Genomic DNA, 20,280 nt, shown 5'->3' with positions numbered 1-20,280 from the left:
GGGATACTAGCTTGATTCCGTCGTCGATGCGGCAGCGTTCAGACGACGGACTTCCGACAGATCCGCGGCGATCTGCCGCTTGAGATCCTCCGCCCCCTCGAACGCCCGCACGCCCCGCACCCGACCGAACAGGTCGACCCACTGCCGTCGACCGTAGAGGTCGCCGGTGAAATCGAGCAGATGCGCCTCCGCCGTGGGCGGGCCGGCGTCGAACGTCGGCCGCGGACCGAGATGCAGGGCGACGGGGTAGGCGGTTCCGTCCACTTCCGCTCGCCCCGCGTATACGCCGGGCGCCGGAATGAGTACGTCGAGGTCCGTGAGGTTCGCCGTCGGGAACCCGAGCGTGCGACCGCGGCCCTCCCCGGAGACCACCTTCCCCGTGATTCGGTGGGGCCGACCGAGCAATCGGTTCGCCTCCTCCACCCCGCCCTCCGCGATCAAGGAGCGGATGCGCGACGAGGAGACCGCCTGGTCGGCCCCGTCGGCATCGGGCAGCGTCACGGGGCCGACCGTTTCGACCGTCCAGCCGTGCGGGCGTCCCCAGCGGCGGAGGGTGGACACGTCGCCCACGCGGTCCTTGCCAAAGCGAAAATCGCCGCCCTCGACCACGCCGACCGCCCCGAAAGCGCCCAGCAGCACGCGCTCGAAGAACTCCCCGGCGGTGTGGGCCAACAGGCGTCGATCGACCGGCAATCGCACCACCGCATCGGCCCCGCCGGCTCGCAGCAATTCGGTTCGGCGCTCGTGGGTCGTCAGCAGCGCCGGCGTGAACTCCGGCCGCAGCACGGCGACGGGATGCGGATCGAACGTGACCGCCACCGCCGGCACGCCGCGTTTGTTCGCCAAACGCTTCAATTCGGAGAGAATCGCGGCGTGTCCGCGGTGTACGCCGTCGAAGTTGCCGACGCTCAATAGGCCGCCGCGGGCCTCGGGGGGCACTTTGATCGACCAGCCCGCCGGATTGAGGTCGTCCCCCGGATCGACCTCGTCCGCCTGTTCTGCGAGGCGAGACATGGGGACGCGACGGAAGGGGCGACTGACCGGGGGGCGCCGGGCGGCGGTTGTGGCGGCAAATGCGGGTCCGCATCATAGCGAAATCATGCCTGATTCGACCGAAGCGACCCTCGACGACGCGCAAGCCGCGTCGATCTTTCATCTCCTGTTGCAGGACGCCCCCGACACCGTCGGCGGCTGGATCCGGCCGGCCCTCCCGCCGGAAGGATCGAGCGAACCGCTCGGCGACCGCGTCGGCGAGACGACCGCGGAGGGCGAAGCGGTCCTGCCCCGCCTCCGCGAGACCCCCGGCGATCGCATCCTGCCCGACCGCCCCGGCAAGCCGGCGGAATTGCTGAAGGCCGGTCTGCTATTGCTGCACGGCGACCTCGACGGCTCGCATCGAATCGCCCAGGCTCACGAGGGCGACCGCGACGCCGACGCTTGGCACGCTCTGGTGCACCGGTTGGAAGGCGACTACGGCAACAGCGGTTATTGGTGGCGGCGGGTCGGCGAGCACCCGATGTTCGACGCCCTCGCGGAACGGGTCGGCGTCGACCGTTGGGATCCGCAGGACTTCACCGACCGCTACCGCCGCGCGATTCGCGGCGGGGACGAGGCGGAGCGAACGGCGGTGCGTTCGATCCAGGCCGCGGAGTTCGCCCTGTTGTTAGGGTATTGCGCGACCTGATTTGCGGATCGCCGGCGAGACCCTTCACCCGGGGCGGCGCCAAGGCGTAGAATGATTCGTCCCGCCCCGCCCGCGATCTCCGTCCGCGAGACCCTCCATGTTGCCCGCCCCTCTCGCCTTCGGTATCGGCATGCCCGGTCTGCCTGAGATGGCGATCTTCGCCGTCATCGTGCTGGTTCTGTTCGGCAAGCGTCTCCCCGGGGCCATGCGTTCGCTGGGCCAGAGCGTCGGCGCTCTGAAACAGGGCCTCGCCGAGAGTGAAAACACGGAGGATCCGCCGGCCCTCGAATCCAACACCAAGACCCCGACCGCCGCCTGATCGGCGAACGTTTTCGCAGCACGGCGTTCTTCACCGCACACAGACCAGAGAAATTCGATGCCATTTTTCGGCGGGGGCATCGGCGCCCCGGAGGTGCTGATCTTCGGCACGATCGCGCTGCTGTTGTTCGGCAAACGCTTGCCTGAAGTCGCGCGGAGCCTCGGGCAGGGCGTCGGTCAGTTCAAAAAAGGACTGAGCGGATTGCAGGAGGAATTCCACAAGGCCTCCGAACCGCCCCCGAAGAAGCCGGAGCCGGCCGCCGTCGGCGCGACCGCCTCCGCGGACGAGGATCGCGAAGAGTGGTCCGCCCCCGCGTTCAGCCCCCCGCCGGAAAACGCGTAACTCGCCCTGTTTCCCATGCATCTGACGTCTTAACGCCGAGGCCCCGCGGGGCCTCGGCGTTACGCTTTTCAAGCCATGTCCAATCGCCTCGCCGACGAGACCTCCCCCTATCTCCGCCAGCACGCGGAGAACCCCGTCGAGTGGTTCCCCTGGGGGGACGAGGCCTTCGAGAAGGCGGCGGCGGAGGACAAACCGATCTTTCTGTCGGTCGGGTACTCCGCCTGTCACTGGTGCCACGTGATGGAGCGGGAGAGCTTTGAAAGCGAGGAGGTCGCGGCGTTCCTCAACGCGAATTACGTCAGCGTGAAGGTGGATCGAGAGGAGCGGCCGGACGTCGATGCGGTCTACATGGACGCTGTGCAGGCGCTGACCGGAAGCGGCGGATGGCCGATGAGCGTGTTCCTCGCTCCGGATCGTCGCCCGTTCTTCGGCGGCACCTACTGGCCGCATCCGCCCCGACCGGGCATGCCGGGGTTCCTGCACATCCTCACGCGGGTCGCGCACGTCTGGCGCGAGGAACGCGCCAATGCGAACACCGCCGCCGAGGGACTGACCGACGCCGTCAAACGGTCCGCCGAGGCCCCGCCGCAGGCCGGCGCCGCCGATCTCGACACGCTGCGAAACGCCGGCGGCAAGCTGATGCGGTATGCCGACCGGGAGCACGGCGGCTTCGGCCGCGCCCCGAAGTTCCCGCACGCGGTCGATCTGCGGGTGTTGCTGCGGCTCGGCCGGCGATTCGATCAACCGGAGCCGATCAAGCATGTGGCGAAGACGCTGGGACTGATGGCTCGCGGCGGGATCTACGACCAGTTCGGCGGCGGGTTTCACCGCTACAGCACAGACGGCGAATGGCTCGCCCCGCACTTCGAGAAGATGCTGTACGACCAAGCGTTGCTTGTCCCGGCGCTGTTGGAGGCGCACACGCTGGAAGGCGAATTCCCGGACGCGTTCGACGAGGCTCCGAGCGTCGCCGCCCAAGGGACGTGCGATTACGTGCTGCGGGAGTTGATCCTGCCCGACGGCGGGTTCGCAGCCGCTCAAGACGCCGACACCGACGGCGAAGAAGGGAAGTTCTTCGTCTGGACCCCCGCTGAATTGCGGGAGGTTCTGAGCGAGCAGAACGCCGCGTTCGCCGCTGATGCGTTCGACGTGACCCCGGGCGGGAACTGGGAGGGAAAAAGCATTCCCCGCCGGCTGCGGGCCGAATTGGAGGAGTGGAAACGCACCGGCGTGGCCGTCAACGACGCGTTCCATCGTCGCCGCGAGATCGCCGCGGCCCTCCGCGAGCACCGTGAGTCGACCCGCACCCGCCCCTTCCGCGACGACAAGGTCGTGGCGAGTTGGAACGGCCTGATGATCGGCGCTCTCGGCCGCGCCGCCGCGGCGCTGGATGACCCGAGATACGCCGACGCCGCGCTCGCCGCGGCGGATTTCCTGCACTCGGAACTGTGGCACGACGGCGTTTTGCACCGCAGTTGGAAGGACGGCCGCCGCGGGGCGCCGGGCTTCGCCGAAGACACGTTCGCCCTCGCCGACGGGCTGTGCGAGCTGTGGCAGGCTCGGCAGGAGCCGCGGTTGTTGGCGTTCGCGACGGAGTTGATCGACGCGGGCCTCGAACGCTTCGGCGGGCCGACGCCGGAGGCGCCGCTGTTCCAAACCGCGGCCGACTCCGACCCCCTGCCGGCTCGGCGGACCGAGGCGACCGACGGCGCCACGCCGGGCGGCACTGCGCTGGCGATCACCGCTTTGCAGAAGCTCGCCGCCCTCACCGGCCGTCGGGATCTGGAAGAGCGAGCCGCGAAACTGCTGACTGGCCTGTCCGGCATCATGGCGGGACATCCGCTACAGGCCGGATGGCCGCTGTTGGGTCTGGACTGGGCGCTCGGCCCGCGGACGGAGGTGGTGATCGCCGCGGACTCGCCGAAGGCGGAGGCCCCGCTGTGGAAAGCGGCTCACGGGACGTTCGCTCCAAACGCGATCGTCGTGAACGCCGCGGCGAACTGCGAAGGCGTCGACCCGGAACTGCTGGCCGGCAAGACCACGGCGAACGGCGAACCGGCGGCGTACGTCTGCGTCGGCTCGAGTTGTTCGCCGCCGATCACGGACCCGGCGGCGCTCAGGCAGCGGTTAGCACAACCGGCCGGATGAGTCTCTAGAATGGAGGCGTGAACCGTTCGGTTTACGCTTCCCCCGCTCCAGTCGCTGCCCATGTCGCACCGCCTCGCCTTTGTGGCTCTCGCTGTCCTGTGGTCGTCTCCGCAGATCGCGTTTTCCGAGCCGACGGAACCTTCCGACTACGGGGCCGTCCTCTTTCGACACGGGGATGGGGACTACCGATCGGTATCCAGCCTCGCCTATACCGCCGATGGAACGCAGATCATCAGCGCCGCGGACGACGGGGCAATCGAGGTGCACGAAGCGGCGACCGGGGACCTGCTACGCCGGCTGGTCGGCCATCGGTTTGCTAACGGGGAACCCGCGGATGCCTGTGATGCGGCCCCGCTCCCGGGCGGACGGATCGTGAGCGTCGGGGAGGATGGCCGGGTAATCCTTTGGCCTGCGGAAGGAACGAAGCCGGAGCGGGTGATCGACCCGGTCGTATTCGAGACGGTCGAACTTGATGAACAGTCGGGCCTCGGCCGGTTGGCGTGGGAGGCGGGCATCGCCCGGGGCGAATGGGACCGGGATGAGGCGACTGGGCTATATGCTCTCGCCGTCTCACCGGATCGAAACCGGTTCGCAGTCGGATATCGCGCGATCGACGGGACGCACCGGTTTCGGGTGCGAGATTGTCGCACAGGGGACGCCGTCGCGGACCTTGTTGGAGGGCAGTATTCCCAAGATGCCCTCTTTACGCCGGACGGCACAGGCCTGTTGCTCAGCGACGATGCAGGTTTGATCGCCTTATACGATCTCTCCACCGGCGAGAAGATCCGTGTTTTCGACGCTCCGGAGGCCTACTCGAAGGCGGCATACCCGCGCGGCGGCGGGCTTGTTCCGTCGAACGCCAAACCGATCGTATTCGGAATAGCGTTCTCGGCGAATGGGGAATATGTCATGGCGGTCGACGCGAAGGCCTGCCGCGTGTGGGACTTTGTCACCGGTGATTTGGTGACGACAGTCGACGCTGGGGGCTGGGATTCCGATGTCGTTGCATTGGCGGACGGCCGAGCAGCTTTCGGCACGAATAACGGTGTCGTGATCTTCGAGATCGTATCGGGCAAGGTCCTCGCCCATCGTCCGCCGTCAGGAGTGGTCCAGCCATTGGCCGTCTCGCCGGACGGCAAAATGTTCATCGCGGCTGCGTCGCAACAGGGCGGACGAATTTACACCGTGCCGCTCAACCCAGCCGGAGATGGCGGTGCGGGGGCGGGGGACTTGCCGGACTGACGGCTCCTACCGCATCGTGCGGCGGAATAGTACCATCCGCCGCCCGCCCGGTTCCTGGACCCGGTCTCTGCTCGTCCGGTCTCGACCCGCGCCGGGAAGGACGATCCAGGATCGGTTCACAACTCGCCCGCGACGCCGCGACGCCGCCATGCCCCCGCCGTCCCTGTACGACTTCTCCAAGTACGACTTCGACAACCCGCTCTATGGGCTGAACGACGTGCTGGAGGTGAACCCGCAGCGGTTCGAGATGCTCCAGCTACACGGCGTCGTGCACGTCGACCGCGAGGAACACGGGGCTATCGGGTTCCTGGACCTCAAGGAAGACGACTTCTGGTGCCGCGGGCATTTCCCCGGCTACGCGCTCATGCCCGGCGTCTTGCAGTGCGAGGCGGCTGCCCAGCTGGCGGGGTTCTACGCCCGCAAGTTCAAGGTGCTCGGCGGAGACTTCGTCGGTTTCGGCGGGATGCAGAACGTCCGCTTCCGTCGCCCGGTTCGACCGCCCTGTCGGCTGGTGCTGTGCGTGAAGACGACCTCGCTGCGGCCCGGACGTCGGGCGTCGTTCGACCTTCAGGGGTTCGTCGACGGCAAAATGGTGTTCAACGGCGAGATGATCGGCGTCCCGATCGAACGCGGTCAGACGCATGCCGAGAAGGCGGCCGAGGAACGCGCCGACAAGCGCCGCGGTCGGCGTGAGGCCGCGAATCTCTCGTGACCGCGGCGGCGCCCACCGACCCGGCTCCAGATCCCTCCCGTGAACCGGCCGAGGCGGTCCGTGAGGATCTCACGCCGTGGTTCCGTCCTCTGTTCGAGTTGCCGGATCCGCAGGAGCGCGGGCCGCTGGACTGGGCGTCGATCTTCCCGAACCCCGGGCCGATCGAGCTGGATGTCGGCAGCGGCCGCGGCCGGTTCACCAATGAGGGCGCCGCGGCCCGGCCGGGGGTGAACCTCTGCGGCATCGAACACGACTTCACCGCCGCCCGTCGCGGCGCGAAGCGGTTGAAGCGGGACGCCTCGCCTAATGCCCGGGTGATCGGCGGGGATGCGGTGCGGTTCCTGCGGGCGTTCGTCCCGGCGGGCAGTCTGGCGGCGGTGCATGTACTTTACCCGGACCCGTGGTGGAAACGTCGCCACCGTAAACGCCGATTGCTGGGCGAAACCGTCGGCGGGGACTTCCTCGAACTCATCCTGAAGGCGCTCGCCCCGAATGGCCGCATTCACGTTCGCACGGACGTCGGCGAGTATTTTGAAGGGATCACGGCGCTGCTGGACGCCCACCCCCGGCTCTGCCGGCGCGCCGACCCCCTCGATGAAACCGCCGCCGCGATCCAGGCCGCGACCTCCAGCCATGCCGGCGCCGATCCGCTGACGAACTACGAACGCAAAGCCGTCGTCGGCCCGGATCGCCCCGACTTTCGCACCGACGCCACCGTGCATAAAGCGGTGTGGAACGTGATTGAAGGCGATGGGGAAACCGCGGACGGCGGAACGAGTCCGGGGGAATGAGCGAACCGCCGCCCTCCCTGTTCGACTCCGACGTCGCCGCGACTGCGGTGCACGCTCTGCGGGACGCCGACCCGGTGCTGTGCGGGGTGATCGATCGCGTCGGCCCGTTCCGTTTGCAGCCGGAGCGCGACCTGTTCGCCCTGCTGGTGCGGGTCGTGATCTCCCAGCAGATCAGCATGGCGGCCGCGAAGACCGTCGCGGGGCGGCTCAAAGCGGCCACGCCCCGCGGTCGATTCACGGCGAAGGCGCTGAACGACCTGCCGATCGAAGAGATCCGGGCCTGCGGCCTCAGCGGGGTGAAGGCGGGCTACGTTAAGAACCTCGCCGCGGCGGCTCGCTCGTTGCGGCTCAAGGAGTTCCCCACGCTCCCGGATGCGGAGGTCGCCGCCCGCGTCACCGCGGTCAAAGGGCTCGGTCCCTGGACGGCCCGGATGGTGTTGATGTTCGGTCTCGGTCGGCCGGACGTGCTGCCGGTGGGCGATCTGGGCATCCGCAACGCCGCCCGCAGTCTGTACGGGTTCGACGCGATCCCGCCGCTCTCCGCGCACGCCGCCGACACTTGGGCGCCGTGGCGGACCGTCGCCGCGTGGTATCTGTGGCGGCACATCGACACCGCGGATGTCACCGAAGGGTTGAACGACTATCCGGTTTGAACCTGCCCGTAACGCCGAGGCCCCGCGGGGCCTCGGCGTTATGGGCGTTATGATGGTGTGATGTGTTCCGCCCTGCTCATTGCGCTGTTGCCCGGATTCGCTGATCCGGCGGAGACCGTCACCTGGACGACCGAGGCCGGGCCGAACATGGTCGTCGGGCGGGTCGTCCTGGAGGGCGACGACGGCGGCGTGCTGTTGGAGGGCCGCGACGGGACGTTGCACGCGGTCGCGGGTTCCCGGCTGGGCGAACGCACCGCGACCGGCGAGCCGTTCGCCCCGATGGGCGGCGAGGAACTGGCCGCGACGCTCGCCGCGGAACTGGGCGCCGGGGCGGAGACGCATGTGACCCTGCACTTCGCGATCGCCTCGACGGCGTCGCCGGAGTTCACGGACTGGGCGGGCGACCTGCTCGAAGCGGTGCACGCGGGGTTCGTCGAGGAGTTTGCGCCGCCCCGGTTTCCCACTCCGGCAGGCGGACCGGCCGGTCCGTTGCCGGCGCTGATTCTCAAGGACCGAACCGCCTTCGAGGCGTACGCCCGGCGACCCGATCAAGCCGCGCGGGGGGTGAACCCGGCGCTGTCGCAGGGGTATTACGATCCGGTCTCCAACCGCATCGTGCTCTACGACTTCGCGGGAACGCCGGCCGGCGGGCGTCGCGAATCGGTCCGAGAGCGGGCGGCCAATCGGCAGGCGAACGTCGCCACCGTCGCTCATGAGGCGATTCATCAACTCGCCTACAACGCCGGTCTGCACGCGCGGTTGGCCAGCAACCCGATCTGGCTGACCGAGGGGCTGGCGATGCAGGGCGAAGCGACCAGCCGCACCTCGCCGCTGGGATGGCGGGGGTTCGCCGACGGCGTAAACCCGGTGCGATCGAAGGCGTTCCGGGCGATGCTGACGGCCCGTCGTCGCGACCGCCAGCTGCGTGAGACGAACCCGTTGCCGCGGCTGGTCGGCTCCGAGGATGTGTTCACCGACCCCACGATCGCCGGCGCAGCGTACGCGGCGAGCTGGGCGCTCGTCCGGCACCTGCGGGCGGAGCGTCCGGAGGCGTTCGCCGCGTACCTCAAGGAACTGGCCGCCCTGCCCCCGCTGGCCCCGGTGACGGCGGAGGAACGCCTCGCCACGTTCAAAACGCATTTCGGCGAGGATCTCGACGGCCTGTGGGACGCGGTCCAGCGCGTGCGTTAGCCGCTCTCTTCATGAGAACGGCGCACGCGCTACCCCCGCACCAGCATCCAGATCAGCGGCAGGGCGACGAGGGCGCCGGCGATCACGCCGCCGACGAATGCGGTCTTGCCGTCGCCCCATGCCGCTCCGCGGGAGGTCTTCAGGCGGCGGGCGAGCATCGCCCCCAGCAGGCCGATCGGGAAGCCGACGCCGATCGCCAGCATCGACGCCGCGACCACCAGGGCGCCGGTTCCGCCTTCCGGTTCGAGTCCCCAGGACTCCAGCCCGCCGTTCGCCGAGGCCCATCCCAGCAGCCCGGCGAGCGGGGCCAGCAAGCCGACCGGCCCGCCGACCAGCGCCCCGATCAACCGGCGCCGGGGCGCCTCCCGGGCGGTGCGGCGGAGGTGTTCGTCTCGACGCTGCTTCGGGCTGCTCATGCCGCCAATCTAAGCGCTTCCCGCGGCAAACGCATCGGTCCGGGCGGATGGAACACGCCGCTCCTTCCCTGAGGGAGCCAGACCGTTCAACTCAGCACGATCATCGCGATGAATCCCCCGCCCAGCAGATTCCCGCCGACGAAGCCCCCGACGGCGTCGGTGAGCCACAGCGGCCAGTTCTCTCCGCGGCGGTCGCGTTCCATCCGGGCGAGCCCCGCTCCGAGACAGCCCGCCGGCCACGCGGGGAGCAGGGCCAGCAGCGACACGGCGAGCGCCGGGCCGACCGCATCGCTCGACGCGTCGAAGGCCGATGCGGACACGACCGCCCATGCGATCACGGGACTCAGCACCCCCAGCCAGCCGGCGAAGTAGATCTTCGGCGTGAGATGCACCGCTCCGGCTGAACCGCGACGGCGCTCGCCGGGGACGGATTCGGCGAGTTCGGCGTCCGCCGCGGCGCCGTCGGTCGGGGGATCGCTGCGCTTCTCCGCCGGATCTCCGCTCATAGATCGTCCAGCACGGCGAACAGGAAGAGGGCGGTCGGCAGGAGCGTTCCGCCGAGGAAGGCGACGCCGAAATCAGCGAGTTCCCGAGAGCGACCGTGGTCGGGGAAGAATCGGAACTTCGACGTGAGCACCGCGGCCGCTGCGCCGATCGGCAGACCGATCAGCAGGGCGAACCCGAGGTTGAAGCAGAAGAAGCCGAGCATCCCCCGTTCTTCACGCTCCAGCCACAACCCCGCCGCGTGCCCCGCGACGACCGTCGCCCCGGGAGCGAGCGCCCCCAACGGCCCGCCCACCATCGCCGGCCACGCCGCCAGTCGCCGGCGTCGGGCGGGGAGCTTACGCGAACCGGGTTGCTCAGGGAGGATCGGTTCGCCGGGGTAGGTACTCACGAGAGGGCACCGGAGAGGCGAATGATAGGTCCGGTCATAGCGTTCGCCGGCGCGGCATTCGCGCCGTCGATGAATGCCGCGAGCCAGTTGAAATCAGGTGGGAACGATGTGTCACGTTCAATCTATTCGATCTGTGGACATTCTCCGCGGCTGTTCGCAGTCTACTGAGCGAAATTCCAGATCAATACGGCCGCCACAACCACTGTGGACAGCGCCGCAGCGGATAGGAGCGACACTGCGAAGACGGCCGAACCTGTGCTTCCGCCGTATCGTTCGACGACTTTGGCACGGTGGAAGGCCACGCCGCACGCTCCACCAACTATCACGATCAACGGCCCCAGGAATATTCCCAGCATAAAGGCTCCCGCAAGAGCCCAACTGCCCGGAGTGACCCAACTCCATATAAGAATCGCTGAAGGTGCGGCAGAAGCCCCCAGCAATCCTCCACCGAACGCAGGCCACCGCGGGATGTCGTCATCGCAATTGGGCGATTCTGGGGGCCGGTCGCGTTTCTGTAGGTCGTCGGCCACCCGTCAAAACCAGATCGTCGTGCGTTCCATCAGGTCCGCGGGCAGCCGCTTTTCGACCGCTCGGCGGAAGGGGCGCTCTCCCGTGCGGGTGCTGGCGTGGACGAACAGGACGGCTTCGTTCTGGAAGTCCTCGGCGTGCTCCACGATGTCGTCCAGGTGCATGTGGCCGAATTTGTGGATCTTCGCCCGGCGGTGATCCGGGCGGAAGAAGGTCATCTCCGTAATGAGTAGCTTCGCCCGCAGGGCGTCGCGGCCGCCGTCGGTCTCGAACAGGCCCTTGGGGGAGGTGTCGCCGGTGTAGGCGACGAGCGGTTCGCGGACCTCGGCGCTCATCTCGGTGCCCTTCATCGCCTCGATGCGGATTTCGTCCTGGGCGAGGTCGGCGAACTCCGGCTTCAGCTTCCGCTTCTTGCCCCACAGCACATAGCCGAGGCTCGGGACGGTGTGCGTCGTGGCGAAGGTGGTGACGGCCAGTTCGCGGTTCAGGTCGACCTCCTCGCCCGGCTCCAGCCCGATCAGATCGACGGCCATACGGCCGCGGTCGAGCCGCTGCCAGGCGCGCAGCAGCTTGTTCACGTCGTCGCGGATCTCCGCGGGGACGTACACGACCGGCGGCTCCATCTTCATCATCCGCCGTCGGGCCACGAACACCGGCAGCGCGGCGAGGTGGTCGAGGTGCCCGTGGGTGATGAACGCCGTGGGCGTGTTCTGGAAGTCCCAGGGGCTGCCGCCGAGGTCGAACAGGATCTTCTGCTCGATCAGACGGACGTAACTCTGCACCGCGCCGCGGCCGTATCCCTCGACCGGAAACCCGGCGAGTTCGGCTTGATGGACGGGCAGGTTCTCGATCGGCACAGAACGAAGTCGGATTTCGGATTTCGGAAGTGGGATGTGACGCGTAAGCGTCCGGCAATGCTCACACGATAACCGCCGGGCAAACCTTCACATCCCCCATCCGACATCCCCAATCCCACATCCGTTCACACGGTGACGAGTTTCCCGCCGGCCTTCACGCTTTTGGTCTCCGCGGAAACGACCTTCAAGGCGTCTCGGGCGAGCGCCCCGGAGAGCACCCGCGGGGCGGCGTGCTCTTTCACGCCCTTCACCGCGGCTTGAAGCTCCGCGGCGAACGGACTGAACCATTCCTCACCGCCCTTCAGGCTGGGCTCGCGGACCTGACCGCCCTGCGAGACGACCGTCAGCGGCCGATCGACGGAGAACTCCCCGCCGAGGTTCGCGGCATTGAACAGGATCGTGGCCTTCTCGAAGTGCGCCTCGAAACCGTGGCGGAAGTCGTGCCCCTTCGCCGCGATTCCCCCGGCGACACTGCCGACCGGGGGATTGGCGCCTTTGGCATCGTCCCAGACGTACTCACTCTGCACATGTTCGATCAGCCCCTCGCGGAGCAGGCCGCGGCTGAACACCTTCGTCGGCACGCCGCACAGCAGGCTGATGAAGTGCGTGTCGTGGACATGCAGGTCGGCGCCCCAGCCGCCGAGCTCCACGAAGTCGTCCTCCCCCTCCCGCCAGTCCGGCGGGCAGATCACGCGGGCGAAATGGGCGGCCCGCAGTTTGCCGTACTTCTTTTTCTCCGTGGCCTCGTGCAGGTAACGGAACTCCGGGAAGAAGGGCAGCACGTGGCCGACCATCAACAGCACGCCGGCCTTCTCGCAGGCTTTGACCATCCGGTCGGCGGAGGCCAGATCCGGGGCGATCGGCTTCTCCACGAAGACGTGTTTGCCGGCCGCGGCGGCCTTCAGCGTGACCTCCTCGTGCATCTTCGTCGGCAGGCAGACGTCGACCATGTCGACGTTCGGATCGGCCAGCAGTTCGTCGACCGTCTCGTGGGCGGTGACCTTGGAGAGATCCACCTTCCCGGCGGGGGGGCCGAAGTTGCCCTTCAATCCGGTCCAGTCGCCGGCCCGCTTCTTGGCGTTGCGACTGGCGATTGCGGTGATCTTCCCGCCGCGCAGCTTGGCGCTGGCGGTGAAGTGCGTGTAGCCCATGAACCCCAAGCCGACGATGCCGATACGGATCATGCGGAACTCCTGAACCGGCGAATCTGGTGAGCGAGGGACGGGGCAAGCCGAACGATCCGCAGGGTCCGCGGGACGGGCCGCGTTCGCAACCGGGACGGGGATCGAGTCTCGCGCATCTCGTTGCCGAGGCGCGGCCGGCGTCGTAAACTACCGATGCATCGGCAGCGGCTTTCCTATCGGGCAGGCGCGCGTCGCACGATGCCGAGGCGGTGCGACCCCGCCGTCACCGTGACCCCGGTGCGGCCTTCGTCGGGCTGTGCCTGCTTCGCTGGGACGACCGCGCTTCGCGTGGCGGCGCCGGCGTACGTCACGGGGAATCCGCTCCTCGAACGATGCGACCCGCGGCCATGTTGAATCTGCTCGGCGACGGCTCCGCCCACGACTGCGACGGCTCCACCCGCCGCGACTTCCTCACCGTAGGGGCGCTCTCCGCGTTGGGGCTGAACCTCGCGGATATGGCCGCCGCCTCCGAAGCCGGGGCGGTCAAGTCCGGGCACGAGGACAAGGCCTGCATCCTGATCTTCAACCTCGGCGCCCCCAGCGCTCAGGACTGCTTCGATCCCAAGCCGGACGCCCCCAAGGAGATCCGCGGGCCGTTCAAAGCGGTGCCGACGAAAGGCGACTTCCTGCTCTCGGAGATCCTCCCGGAGCACGCCAAGCTGGCGGACAAGTTCAGCATGGTCCGGAGCTGCTACCACACGGCGCCCGCCGTGCACGACACGGGCCTGCAGATGATGCAGACCGGGCGGTACTTCTCCGGCGGGGTCAACACCCCCCACGCCGGCAGCGTGCTGAGCTACCTCCGCGGTCGCAAAAGCGATCTGCCGGCCAGCGTGATCCTTCCCGAGCGAATGGGCCGGGTCGGCGGGAACCTGCCGAACGGTCAGGACGCCGGGTTCCTCGGCCGCGGCTACGACCCGTTCATCCTGAACGCCGATCCGAGCAAGCCGAACTTCCAGGTCCCCGACCTGCTGCCGCCGAAGAGCATCGGCGACGCCCGGCTCGAACGGCGCCGCAAGCTGCGGAGCATCGTGGAGGGCCACGCCGCCGCGTTCGAGAGCAGCGAACAGGCGCGGCTGATGGACTCCAATTTCGAGAGCGCCTACCGCCTCATCACCAGCCCGGAGGCGCGGGGGGCGTTCGATCTGAACCAGGAACCGGACGACGTCCGCGACCGTTACGGCCGCAATCGCTTCGGCGCGAGCCTTCTGCTGGCCCGCCGGCTGATCGAGGCCGGCGTGCGGTTCGTCACGGTGAACACCTTCCTGACGGTGTTCGACGAGATCACCTGGGACATCCACGGCACCAAGCCGTTCACTTCCATTGAGGGCATGCGGGACATCGTCGCCCCGATGTACGACCAGGCGTATTCGGCGTTGCTGACGGACCTGATCGACCGCGGGATGCTGGAGGACACCATGGTCTGCAACCTCGCGGAGTTCGGCCGCACGCCCCGGGTGAACCCCGCCGGCGGTCGCGATCACTGGCCGCAGTGCTGGACGATGTACTTCGCCGGCGGCGGCGTGCAGGGCGGCCGGGCGATCGGCGCCAGCGACGAGATCGGCGCCTACCCCGCGGAACGGCCCACCAGCCCCGCGGACATCGTCGGCACGATCTTCCACAGCCTCGGCTTGGACCTCGAACAGCACCTCCCCGGCCCCGCCGGTCGACCGTTCCCGCTGGTCGATTTCGGCACGAAACCGCTGTACGAGCTGTTCGCCTGACAGGTTGTGAGACCGGAGCGCCAGCTCCGGCCGTCGGTGGAGCCGGCGGAACGCTGAACCGAACGACGCACTGCCGGAGCTCGCGCTCCGGTCTCACCGAATCGACTTTGCGATCGCTGCCGTATGACGCCCCTGCTCCTCGCCGCCGCCCTGCTCGCCGCACCCGCGGAGGTTGGGGGAACCTCGGCCGACGCCGGCCTCGCCGTGCTGCCGGCGACGGTCGAACTGACCGGTCCGAAGGACTTTCAAACGCTGCTCGTGCAGACCCGCGGGGCGGACGGCACGCTCGGCCCCGCCTCGCCCGAGGTCGTTTGGAGCAGCGATGACGAAGCCGTCGTCGCGGTGAAGGAGGGCGTGGCCGTGCCCATGGGCAACGGAACCGCGACGCTCACCGCGACGCTGGGTCAACGCTCCGCGACCGTCGCGGCGACCGTCACGGACTTCGATCAGTCCCAGACCTGGAGCTTCCGCAATCACGTCCAGAGCGTGCTGACGAAGCGCGGGTGCAACGCGGGCGCCTGTCACGGCGCCGCGGCGGGCAAGGGCGGGTTCCTGCTGTCGTTGCGGGGCTACGACCCGGACACGGACTTCCACGCCATCACCCGGGCCGCCCGCGGGCGGCGGATCGTGCCGAGCGACCCGGCCCGGTCGCTGCTGCTCACCAAACCGACGGCCGCGGTGCCGCATAAGGGCGGCTTGCGGTTCGAGGAGGGCAGCGACGATTACCGAGTCATCAGCGAATGGCTCGCCGCCGGCGCCCCCGCCCCGACGGAGGACGATCCGCGGCTCGATCGGCTCGAAATCCTGCCGAAGCGTGTCACGCTGGGCGTCGGCGACGTGCAGCCGACCGTCGTCATCGCGCACTTCACCGACGGCCGCACCGAGGACGTCACCCGTTGGGCGAAGTTCACCGCTGCGGACGCCTCCGTCGCGACGGTCTCGGACGACGGCGTGATGACCGTCGTCGGCCCCGGCGAGGGGCCGGTGGTCGCGTGGTACCTCGCCCGCAACGTCGTCAGCACGGCCGTCGTGCCGCGGTCCGAAGCGCCCGCGGAGGGCGTCTACGCGAACGCCCCCCAGGCGAACCTGATCGACGGGTTCGTCTTGGAGAAGCTGGACGCCCTCAACCTGCCGCCCTCCCCGCGGTGCGACGACGCGACCTTCCTGCGGCGGGCCTGCCTCGACGTCGCCGGCCGTTTGCCGACGCCGGACGAGGTGCGGACGTTTCTCGCTGACGACGCCCCGGACAAGCGGGAACGGCTGGTCGACGAACTGCTCGCCTCGCCGGAATACGTCGATTACTGGACGCACAAATGGAGCGACCTGCTGCTGGTCTCCGGCGATCGCCTGCGGCCCAAGGCGGTGGAGAGCTTCTACGGCTGGATCCGGGAACGGGTCGAGGAGAACGCCGGCTGGGACGAGTTCGCCCACGGCGTCGTCACGGCGAAGGGCGGCACGTTCGACAACGGCGCCGCCAACTTCTTCGCCCTGCATCAAGACCCGGAAACGATGGCGGAGACCACCTCCGCGGCGTTCCTAGGCATGTCGATCGCCTGCGCGAAGTGCCACGACCACCCGCTCGAAAAGTGGACCAACGACCAATATTACGCCTTCGCGAACCTGTTCGGCCGCGTCCGCGGCAAGGGCTGGGGCGGCGATTACCGTAACGGCGACGGGAACCGCACGATCTTCGTCGCGGACGACGGCGACCTCATTCAACCCCGCACCGGCGAGGCCCAACCCCCCGCCCCGCTGGACGCGGACGCCCTCCCCGCCGACTTCGCCGGCGACCGCCGTGAGGTGCTGGCCGAGTGGCTCACCGACCCCGCGAACCCCTATTTCAGCCGGGCGATCGTCAATCGCGTGTGGGAGAACTACATGGGCGTCGGTCTGGTCGACGCCGTGGACGACCTGCGGCTGACCAACCCGCCCAGCAACCCGGCGTTGATGGACGCGCTCGCGGAGTATCTCGTCGCGAACGACTACGATCTGAAGCGGTTGATGCGGCTGATCCTCACCAGCGAAGCCTACCAACGCAGCAGCATCCCGGAGCCGGGCGCGGAGAGCGACACTCGCTACTACTCGCACTTCCTCCCGCGTCGTCTAAAGGCCGAAGTGCTGCTGGACGCCTTCAGTTCCGCGACCGCGGTACCGACGACCTTCAAGGATCAGCCCGAGGGGACGAAGGCGATTCAATTGAAGGACAGCGCCGTCGCCAGCTACTTCCTCGACGCCTTCGGCCGTGCGGAACGCCTGAAGACATGCGCCTGCGAACGCACGGAGATGCCGAGCATGAAGCAGGTCTTGCACGTGATGAACGGCGGCACCTTGAACGAGAAACTCTCCGCCGACGCCGGTCGGATCAAGGAGGGACTGGCCTCCGGGAAGCCCGATGCAGACTTGATCGAAGAGGCCTATCTCGCCTCGCTGAGCCGGTCGCCGACGGAGAAAGAAGCTGCCGCCGTCGCCGCGGTGCTGGGCGCCGCGGAGGGGGACGAGAAACGCATCGCTCTCGAAGACCTGTATTGGGGGCTGCTCAGCAGTCGCGAGTTCCTGTTCCAGCACTGAACCGCTCGCCGTCGCCCCGTCCATCCGCACCTTGCCGCCCGCCGTCGCCGCTATGTTCGCCGTTCGCTTCGCCGCTTTCACGCTGCTCCTGACGCCGGTCGCTATCGCGGCGGAGGGCGAGCCGGGGGGGCCGGACTACGACCGCGAAATCCGCCCGCTGCTGACGAAGTATTGTTCCGGCTGTCATAACGCCGGCGAGCAATACGGCGAGTTCGCCCTGCACGATCACGCCTCGCTGCTCAAAGGCGGTTACGAAGGGGCGGTCATCGTCCCCGGCGACGCGGCGGGGAGCCGCATCTTCGGCCTCCTCGACGGCACGCAGGGCGAGTTGATGCCCCCGGAGGACGAACCGCGGCCGTCCGCGGAGGAGGTTGCCCTGCTGAAGCGGTGGGTGGACGCCGGGGCGCTCGGGGGGAGCGATCAACCGACGTTGATCGTGCCGGAGATCGCCGTGACGGCGGAGACCGTCCGCGAGCCGGTGCACGCCCTCGCCCTCAGCCCGGACGGGGCGACCGTCGCCGTCGGCCGCTACGGGCGGGTCGAACTGATGGAAGCCGACACCCTCAAGCCGTCTCGCACGCTGACCGGCGTGCCGGGGCACGTGCACGCGCTGCGGTGGCTGGATGACGAGCGCGTGTTGGCCGCCGCGGGCGAGCCGGGCCTGAGCGGGGCGGTGGTCGTCTGGGACGTCGGCGAGTGGAGCGAGACCGGCGACGAACCGGCCTACGTGCTCCGCGGGCACGCGGACGCGATCCTCGCCGCGGCGCTCTCCCCGGATACGGAAACGCTGGCGACGGGCGGGTACGACAAGCTCGTGCGGCTCTGGGATCCAGCGACCGGGTTGGAGAAGGGGGTGTTGAAGGGCCACAACGGCCCGGTGTTCGGGGCGGCGTTCCACCCGACGCTGCCGCTGCTGGCGACGGCCTCGGACGACCGCACGATCAAGCTGTGGGACGCGACTACGGGCGCCCTGAAGGACACGCTGACCGAACCCGCGGGCGCCCAGTTGTGCGTCGCCTTCACGCCGGACGGCACGCACCTGCTCGCCGCCGGGGCCGACCGCACCCTGCGGGCGTGGGAACTGACCGGCGAGGGCCGACAGGGCACGACGAAGGTGCGGCTGAGTCAGTTCGTCCACCGCGGCCCGGTGCTGTCGCTGACGTTCGCTCCGCTCGACGACGCGGGCCGCGGCGGGCAACTCATCACGTCGGCGGAGGACTCGACCGTCAAACTGTGGAATCGGCCCCGCGAAATGAAGAACGGCTTCGTCCAGGCCGCCCCCGCGGTCACGCTGCCCGACTGGCCGGCGGCGGTGGCGGTGACAGGCGCATCAGATGAAGTCGGGGCGCTCGTCGGCCTGCTGGACGGTTCTGTGAAGCGGGTGAGGTTCGCGGGGGGCGAATCGGGGGACGCGCCGCCTACTGGCGACGGCGAGTCGGGGGGAGCCGGTGAGCGAATCGCTGCGGTGGAGGACTCCCCCGCGAACGAAGTGGAACCGAACGACGCCCCGGCGACGGCGACGCCGCTGGCGCCCTCGACCGTCTACGGCGTGATCGGCGAACCCGGCGATGCGGACCTGTACCGCTTCGCCGCCGCCCCGGGCAGCGAGTGGGTGTTGAGCTGCGTCCGCGAGACTGAGGGCAGCGGCCCGAACGCCACGCCGACCGACCCGCTGCTGGAGATCCTCCGTCCTGACGGCGAGCCGGTGATGCGGGTCCAACTGCAGGCGACGCGGGCCAGCGTGATCAACTTCCGGCCGATCGATTCAATGCGGTCCAACGACACGCGGTTGGACTTCTGGGACGAAATGGAACTGAACGAATATCTCTACATGAGCGGCGAGGTCGTGCGGTTCTATCGGGCGCCGCAGGGACCGGACAGCGGCTTCGTGTTTTACGAGCGCCCCGACAACAAGCACCGCATCAACTACTTCGGCACCAGCGCCACGGCCCACTCGCTGTACGAGCCGGTTTACACCGTCGCCCCGCACGATCCCGACGCCGACCTGCCGGACAACGGGCTGCCGATCTTCGAGGTGAACTACGTCAGCGACGACGATCCGGAGCGGGAATGGGGCTCCGCCGCCCGCTTGCGGTTCGTCGCTCCGCCGGCCGGCTCCGCGCAGGCGTCCTCGACGGGCGAGTATCTCGTGCGGGTCCGCGACGTCCGCGGCGAGGGCGGGCCGGATTACGGCTACAAGCTCACGCTGCGCGAGCCGCAGCCGGGGTTCACGGCGTCGGTGCAGCGGCCCGGCGGGGGACTGACCGTACCGGCGGGGAGCGGGATGAAGTTCGAGATCCGCGTCGACCGACACGACGGCTGGAACGGGCCGTTGACGGTCGCGTTCGACCATCTGCCGGAGGGTTTTACGGTCGGCGGGCCGGTCGAGATCGAAGCGGGGCACTTCGACGTCAGCGCCGTGATCCGCGCCGCCGCGGACGCCGAATCGCCGAGCGAAGAGCAGTGGAAAGCCGTCTCCGTCACCGCGACCGGGACGGTCGACGGCGAGGAGCGGGTCGAATCGCTGGGCGACCTCGGCAAGCTGTCCGTCGGTCCGCCGCCGAAGTTCACCGTGCGATTGGAGCCGGACGCGGGGTCGCACCTGGACGCCGACGGGAATCTCGTCATCCGCCCCGGCGAGACGATCACCGCGAACCTCGTCATGGATCGCCAGCCCACTGCGAATGCCGAGGGGGGCGATGCCGAGGGAAACGGGGAGACGTTCGGCGGGGAGCAGAAGTTCGACCTGTTCGGCCTGCCGCACGGGGTGATCGTGAACAACATCGGCCTGTCCGGCGTGCTGATTCGCAGGGGAGAGACCGAACGGCAGATCTTCCTCACCGCGGCCGATTGGGTGCCGCCGAGCGTGCGGCCGGTGTTCGCCCGCAGCAAAGGCGAAGGCGGCCAGTGCAGCGGCGTGGTCTCGCTGCGGGTCGCCGGCCCGGGCGAGCGCGTCGCTGTGTCAGGAGGGGGCGTCGCGGCGGAGTGAGCCGGTTTGCGCGGTCGTCCGGCCGGCCGACGTGCGG

Annotated in this window: 18 protein-coding genes; 12 read left to right on the top strand and 6 right to left on the bottom strand. The window is 68.8% G+C overall.

Annotated features, from left to right (window positions below; translation table 11 throughout):
* Positions 1-6: 6 nt before the first annotated feature.
* Positions 7-1,014: a bifunctional riboflavin kinase/FAD synthetase gene (locus LzC2_RS01290; RefSeq protein ID WP_171182895.1), complete on the bottom strand. Its 1,008-nt coding sequence runs from the start codon at positions 1,012-1,014 to the stop codon at positions 7-9.
* 85 nt (positions 1,015-1,099) lie between these two features.
* On the opposite strand from LzC2_RS01290, the gene LzC2_RS01285 reads away from it, so the two are divergent.
* From LzC2_RS01285 to LzC2_RS01245, 9 genes are all read left to right on the top strand, one after another.
* Positions 1,100-1,684 carry a hypothetical protein gene (locus LzC2_RS01285; RefSeq protein ID WP_171182893.1) on the top strand — a complete coding sequence of 195 codons (585 nt, stop codon included), beginning with the start codon at positions 1,100-1,102 and terminating at the stop codon, positions 1,682-1,684.
* 130 nt (positions 1,685-1,814) lie between these two features.
* Positions 1,815-2,003 carry a twin-arginine translocase TatA/TatE family subunit gene (locus tag LzC2_RS01280; protein ID WP_246254625.1) on the top strand — a complete coding sequence of 63 codons (189 nt, stop codon included), beginning with the start codon at positions 1,815-1,817 and terminating at the stop codon, positions 2,001-2,003.
* 57 nt (positions 2,004-2,060) lie between these two features.
* Positions 2,061-2,345, top strand: coding sequence for a Sec-independent protein translocase subunit TatA/TatB (locus tag LzC2_RS01275; RefSeq protein ID WP_171182890.1), 285 nt, complete (start codon positions 2,061-2,063; stop codon positions 2,343-2,345).
* Between the two features lie 75 nt (positions 2,346-2,420).
* Complete coding sequence (locus LzC2_RS01270; RefSeq protein ID WP_171182888.1) at positions 2,421-4,493, top strand: thioredoxin domain-containing protein; 2,073 nt, start codon at positions 2,421-2,423, stop codon at positions 4,491-4,493.
* 60 nt (positions 4,494-4,553) lie between these two features.
* Positions 4,554-5,735 (top strand): WD40 repeat domain-containing protein, encoded by a 1,182-nt coding sequence (locus LzC2_RS01265; protein WP_171182886.1) that lies wholly within the window; start codon positions 4,554-4,556, stop codon positions 5,733-5,735.
* A gap of 148 nt (positions 5,736-5,883) precedes the next feature.
* The gene (locus tag LzC2_RS01260) at positions 5,884-6,447 is read left to right on the top strand and encodes a 3-hydroxyacyl-ACP dehydratase FabZ family protein (protein WP_171182883.1); all 564 of its coding nucleotides are present in this window, start codon (positions 5,884-5,886) and stop codon (positions 6,445-6,447) included.
* Complete coding sequence (trmB, locus tag LzC2_RS01255; RefSeq protein ID WP_171182881.1) at positions 6,444-7,238, top strand: tRNA (guanine(46)-N(7))-methyltransferase TrmB; 795 nt, start codon at positions 6,444-6,446, stop codon at positions 7,236-7,238. Before LzC2_RS01260 ends, trmB begins: the two co-directional genes overlap by 4 nt.
* Complete coding sequence (locus LzC2_RS01250; RefSeq protein WP_171182879.1) at positions 7,235-7,891, top strand: DNA-3-methyladenine glycosylase family protein; 657 nt, start codon at positions 7,235-7,237, stop codon at positions 7,889-7,891. The genes trmB and LzC2_RS01250 overlap by 4 nt, the downstream gene beginning before the upstream one ends.
* A gap of 60 nt (positions 7,892-7,951) precedes the next feature.
* Complete coding sequence (locus LzC2_RS01245; RefSeq protein WP_171182877.1) at positions 7,952-9,082, top strand: DUF1570 domain-containing protein; 1,131 nt, start codon at positions 7,952-7,954, stop codon at positions 9,080-9,082.
* Positions 9,083-9,111: 29 nt separating this feature from the next.
* On the opposite strand, the gene LzC2_RS01240 is transcribed toward LzC2_RS01245, so the two are convergent.
* From LzC2_RS01240 to LzC2_RS01220, 5 genes are all read right to left on the bottom strand, one after another.
* Positions 9,112-9,498, bottom strand: coding sequence for a hypothetical protein (locus LzC2_RS01240; RefSeq protein WP_171182875.1), 387 nt, complete (start codon positions 9,496-9,498; stop codon positions 9,112-9,114).
* An 86-nt stretch (positions 9,499-9,584) separates the two neighbouring features.
* Positions 9,585-10,004: a hypothetical protein gene (locus LzC2_RS01235; protein ID WP_171182872.1), complete on the bottom strand. Its 420-nt coding sequence runs from the start codon at positions 10,002-10,004 to the stop codon at positions 9,585-9,587.
* Positions 10,001-10,393, bottom strand: coding sequence for a hypothetical protein (locus tag LzC2_RS01230; protein WP_171182870.1), 393 nt, complete (start codon positions 10,391-10,393; stop codon positions 10,001-10,003). The genes LzC2_RS01235 and LzC2_RS01230 overlap by 4 nt, the downstream gene beginning before the upstream one ends.
* A 533-nt stretch (positions 10,394-10,926) precedes the next feature.
* The gene (locus LzC2_RS01225) at positions 10,927-11,778 is read right to left on the bottom strand and encodes an MBL fold metallo-hydrolase (RefSeq protein WP_315854483.1); all 852 of its coding nucleotides are present in this window, start codon (positions 11,776-11,778) and stop codon (positions 10,927-10,929) included.
* Positions 11,779-11,903: 125 nt separating this feature from the next.
* Positions 11,904-12,962, bottom strand: coding sequence for a Gfo/Idh/MocA family protein (locus LzC2_RS01220; RefSeq protein ID WP_171182869.1), 1,059 nt, complete (start codon positions 12,960-12,962; stop codon positions 11,904-11,906).
* Between the two features lie 347 nt (positions 12,963-13,309).
* Here LzC2_RS01220 and LzC2_RS01215 point away from each other — a divergent pair, with 347 nt between their 5' ends.
* From LzC2_RS01215 to LzC2_RS01205, 3 genes are all read left to right on the top strand, one after another.
* A complete protein-coding gene (locus tag LzC2_RS01215; protein WP_171182866.1) occupies positions 13,310-14,686 on the top strand; it encodes a DUF1501 domain-containing protein in 1,377 nt (458 codons plus the stop codon).
* Positions 14,687-14,809: 123 nt separating this feature from the next.
* Positions 14,810-17,254, top strand: a complete 2,445-nt coding sequence (locus tag LzC2_RS01210) for a DUF1553 domain-containing protein (RefSeq protein ID WP_171182864.1) — start codon at positions 14,810-14,812, stop codon at positions 17,252-17,254.
* Positions 17,255-17,306: 52 nt separating this feature from the next.
* The gene (locus LzC2_RS01205) at positions 17,307-20,243 is read left to right on the top strand and encodes a c-type cytochrome domain-containing protein (RefSeq protein WP_171182861.1); all 2,937 of its coding nucleotides are present in this window, start codon (positions 17,307-17,309) and stop codon (positions 20,241-20,243) included.
* Positions 20,244-20,280 lie beyond the last annotated feature (37 nt).

The sequence above is a fragment of the Alienimonas chondri genome (assembly GCF_013036045.1).
GTDB lineage: Bacteria > Planctomycetota > Planctomycetia > Planctomycetales > Planctomycetaceae > Alienimonas > Alienimonas chondri.
Note: the sequence above shows the minus strand (reverse complement) of the source record. Positions and strands in the feature narration are given on the sequence as shown.

Bases quoted from the DNA above. Each gene is read 5' to 3' on its own strand.
- LzC2_RS01285 (WP_171182893.1), top strand. From the start codon at position 1,100: ATGCCTGATTCGACCGAAGCGACCCTCGACGACGCGCAAGCCGCGTCG.
- LzC2_RS01260 (WP_171182883.1), top strand. From the start codon at position 5,884: ATGCCCCCGCCGTCCCTGTACGACTTCTCCAAGTACGACTTCGACAAC.
- LzC2_RS01245 (WP_171182877.1), top strand. From the start codon at position 7,952: ATGTGTTCCGCCCTGCTCATTGCGCTGTTGCCCGGATTCGCTGATCCG.
- LzC2_RS01210 (WP_171182864.1), top strand. From the start codon at position 14,810: ATGACGCCCCTGCTCCTCGCCGCCGCCCTGCTCGCCGCACCCGCGGAG.
- LzC2_RS01205 (WP_171182861.1), top strand. From the start codon at position 17,307: ATGTTCGCCGTTCGCTTCGCCGCTTTCACGCTGCTCCTGACGCCGGTC.
- LzC2_RS01265 (WP_171182886.1), top strand. From the start codon at position 4,554: ATGTCGCACCGCCTCGCCTTTGTGGCTCTCGCTGTCCTGTGGTCGTCT.
- LzC2_RS01275 (WP_171182890.1), top strand. From the start codon at position 2,061: ATGCCATTTTTCGGCGGGGGCATCGGCGCCCCGGAGGTGCTGATCTTC.
- LzC2_RS01235 (WP_171182872.1), bottom strand. From the start codon at position 10,004: ATGAGCGGAGATCCGGCGGAGAAGCGCAGCGATCCCCCGACCGACGGC.
- LzC2_RS01290 (WP_171182895.1), bottom strand. From the start codon at position 1,014: ATGTCTCGCCTCGCAGAACAGGCGGACGAGGTCGATCCGGGGGACGAC.
- LzC2_RS01220 (WP_171182869.1), bottom strand. From the start codon at position 12,962: ATGATCCGTATCGGCATCGTCGGCTTGGGGTTCATGGGCTACACGCAC.
- LzC2_RS01270 (WP_171182888.1), top strand. From the start codon at position 2,421: ATGTCCAATCGCCTCGCCGACGAGACCTCCCCCTATCTCCGCCAGCAC.
- LzC2_RS01215 (WP_171182866.1), top strand. From the start codon at position 13,310: ATGTTGAATCTGCTCGGCGACGGCTCCGCCCACGACTGCGACGGCTCC.
- LzC2_RS01250 (WP_171182879.1), top strand. From the start codon at position 7,235: ATGAGCGAACCGCCGCCCTCCCTGTTCGACTCCGACGTCGCCGCGACT.
- LzC2_RS01280 (WP_246254625.1), top strand. From the start codon at position 1,815: ATGCCCGGTCTGCCTGAGATGGCGATCTTCGCCGTCATCGTGCTGGTT.
- LzC2_RS01240 (WP_171182875.1), bottom strand. From the start codon at position 9,498: ATGAGCAGCCCGAAGCAGCGTCGAGACGAACACCTCCGCCGCACCGCC.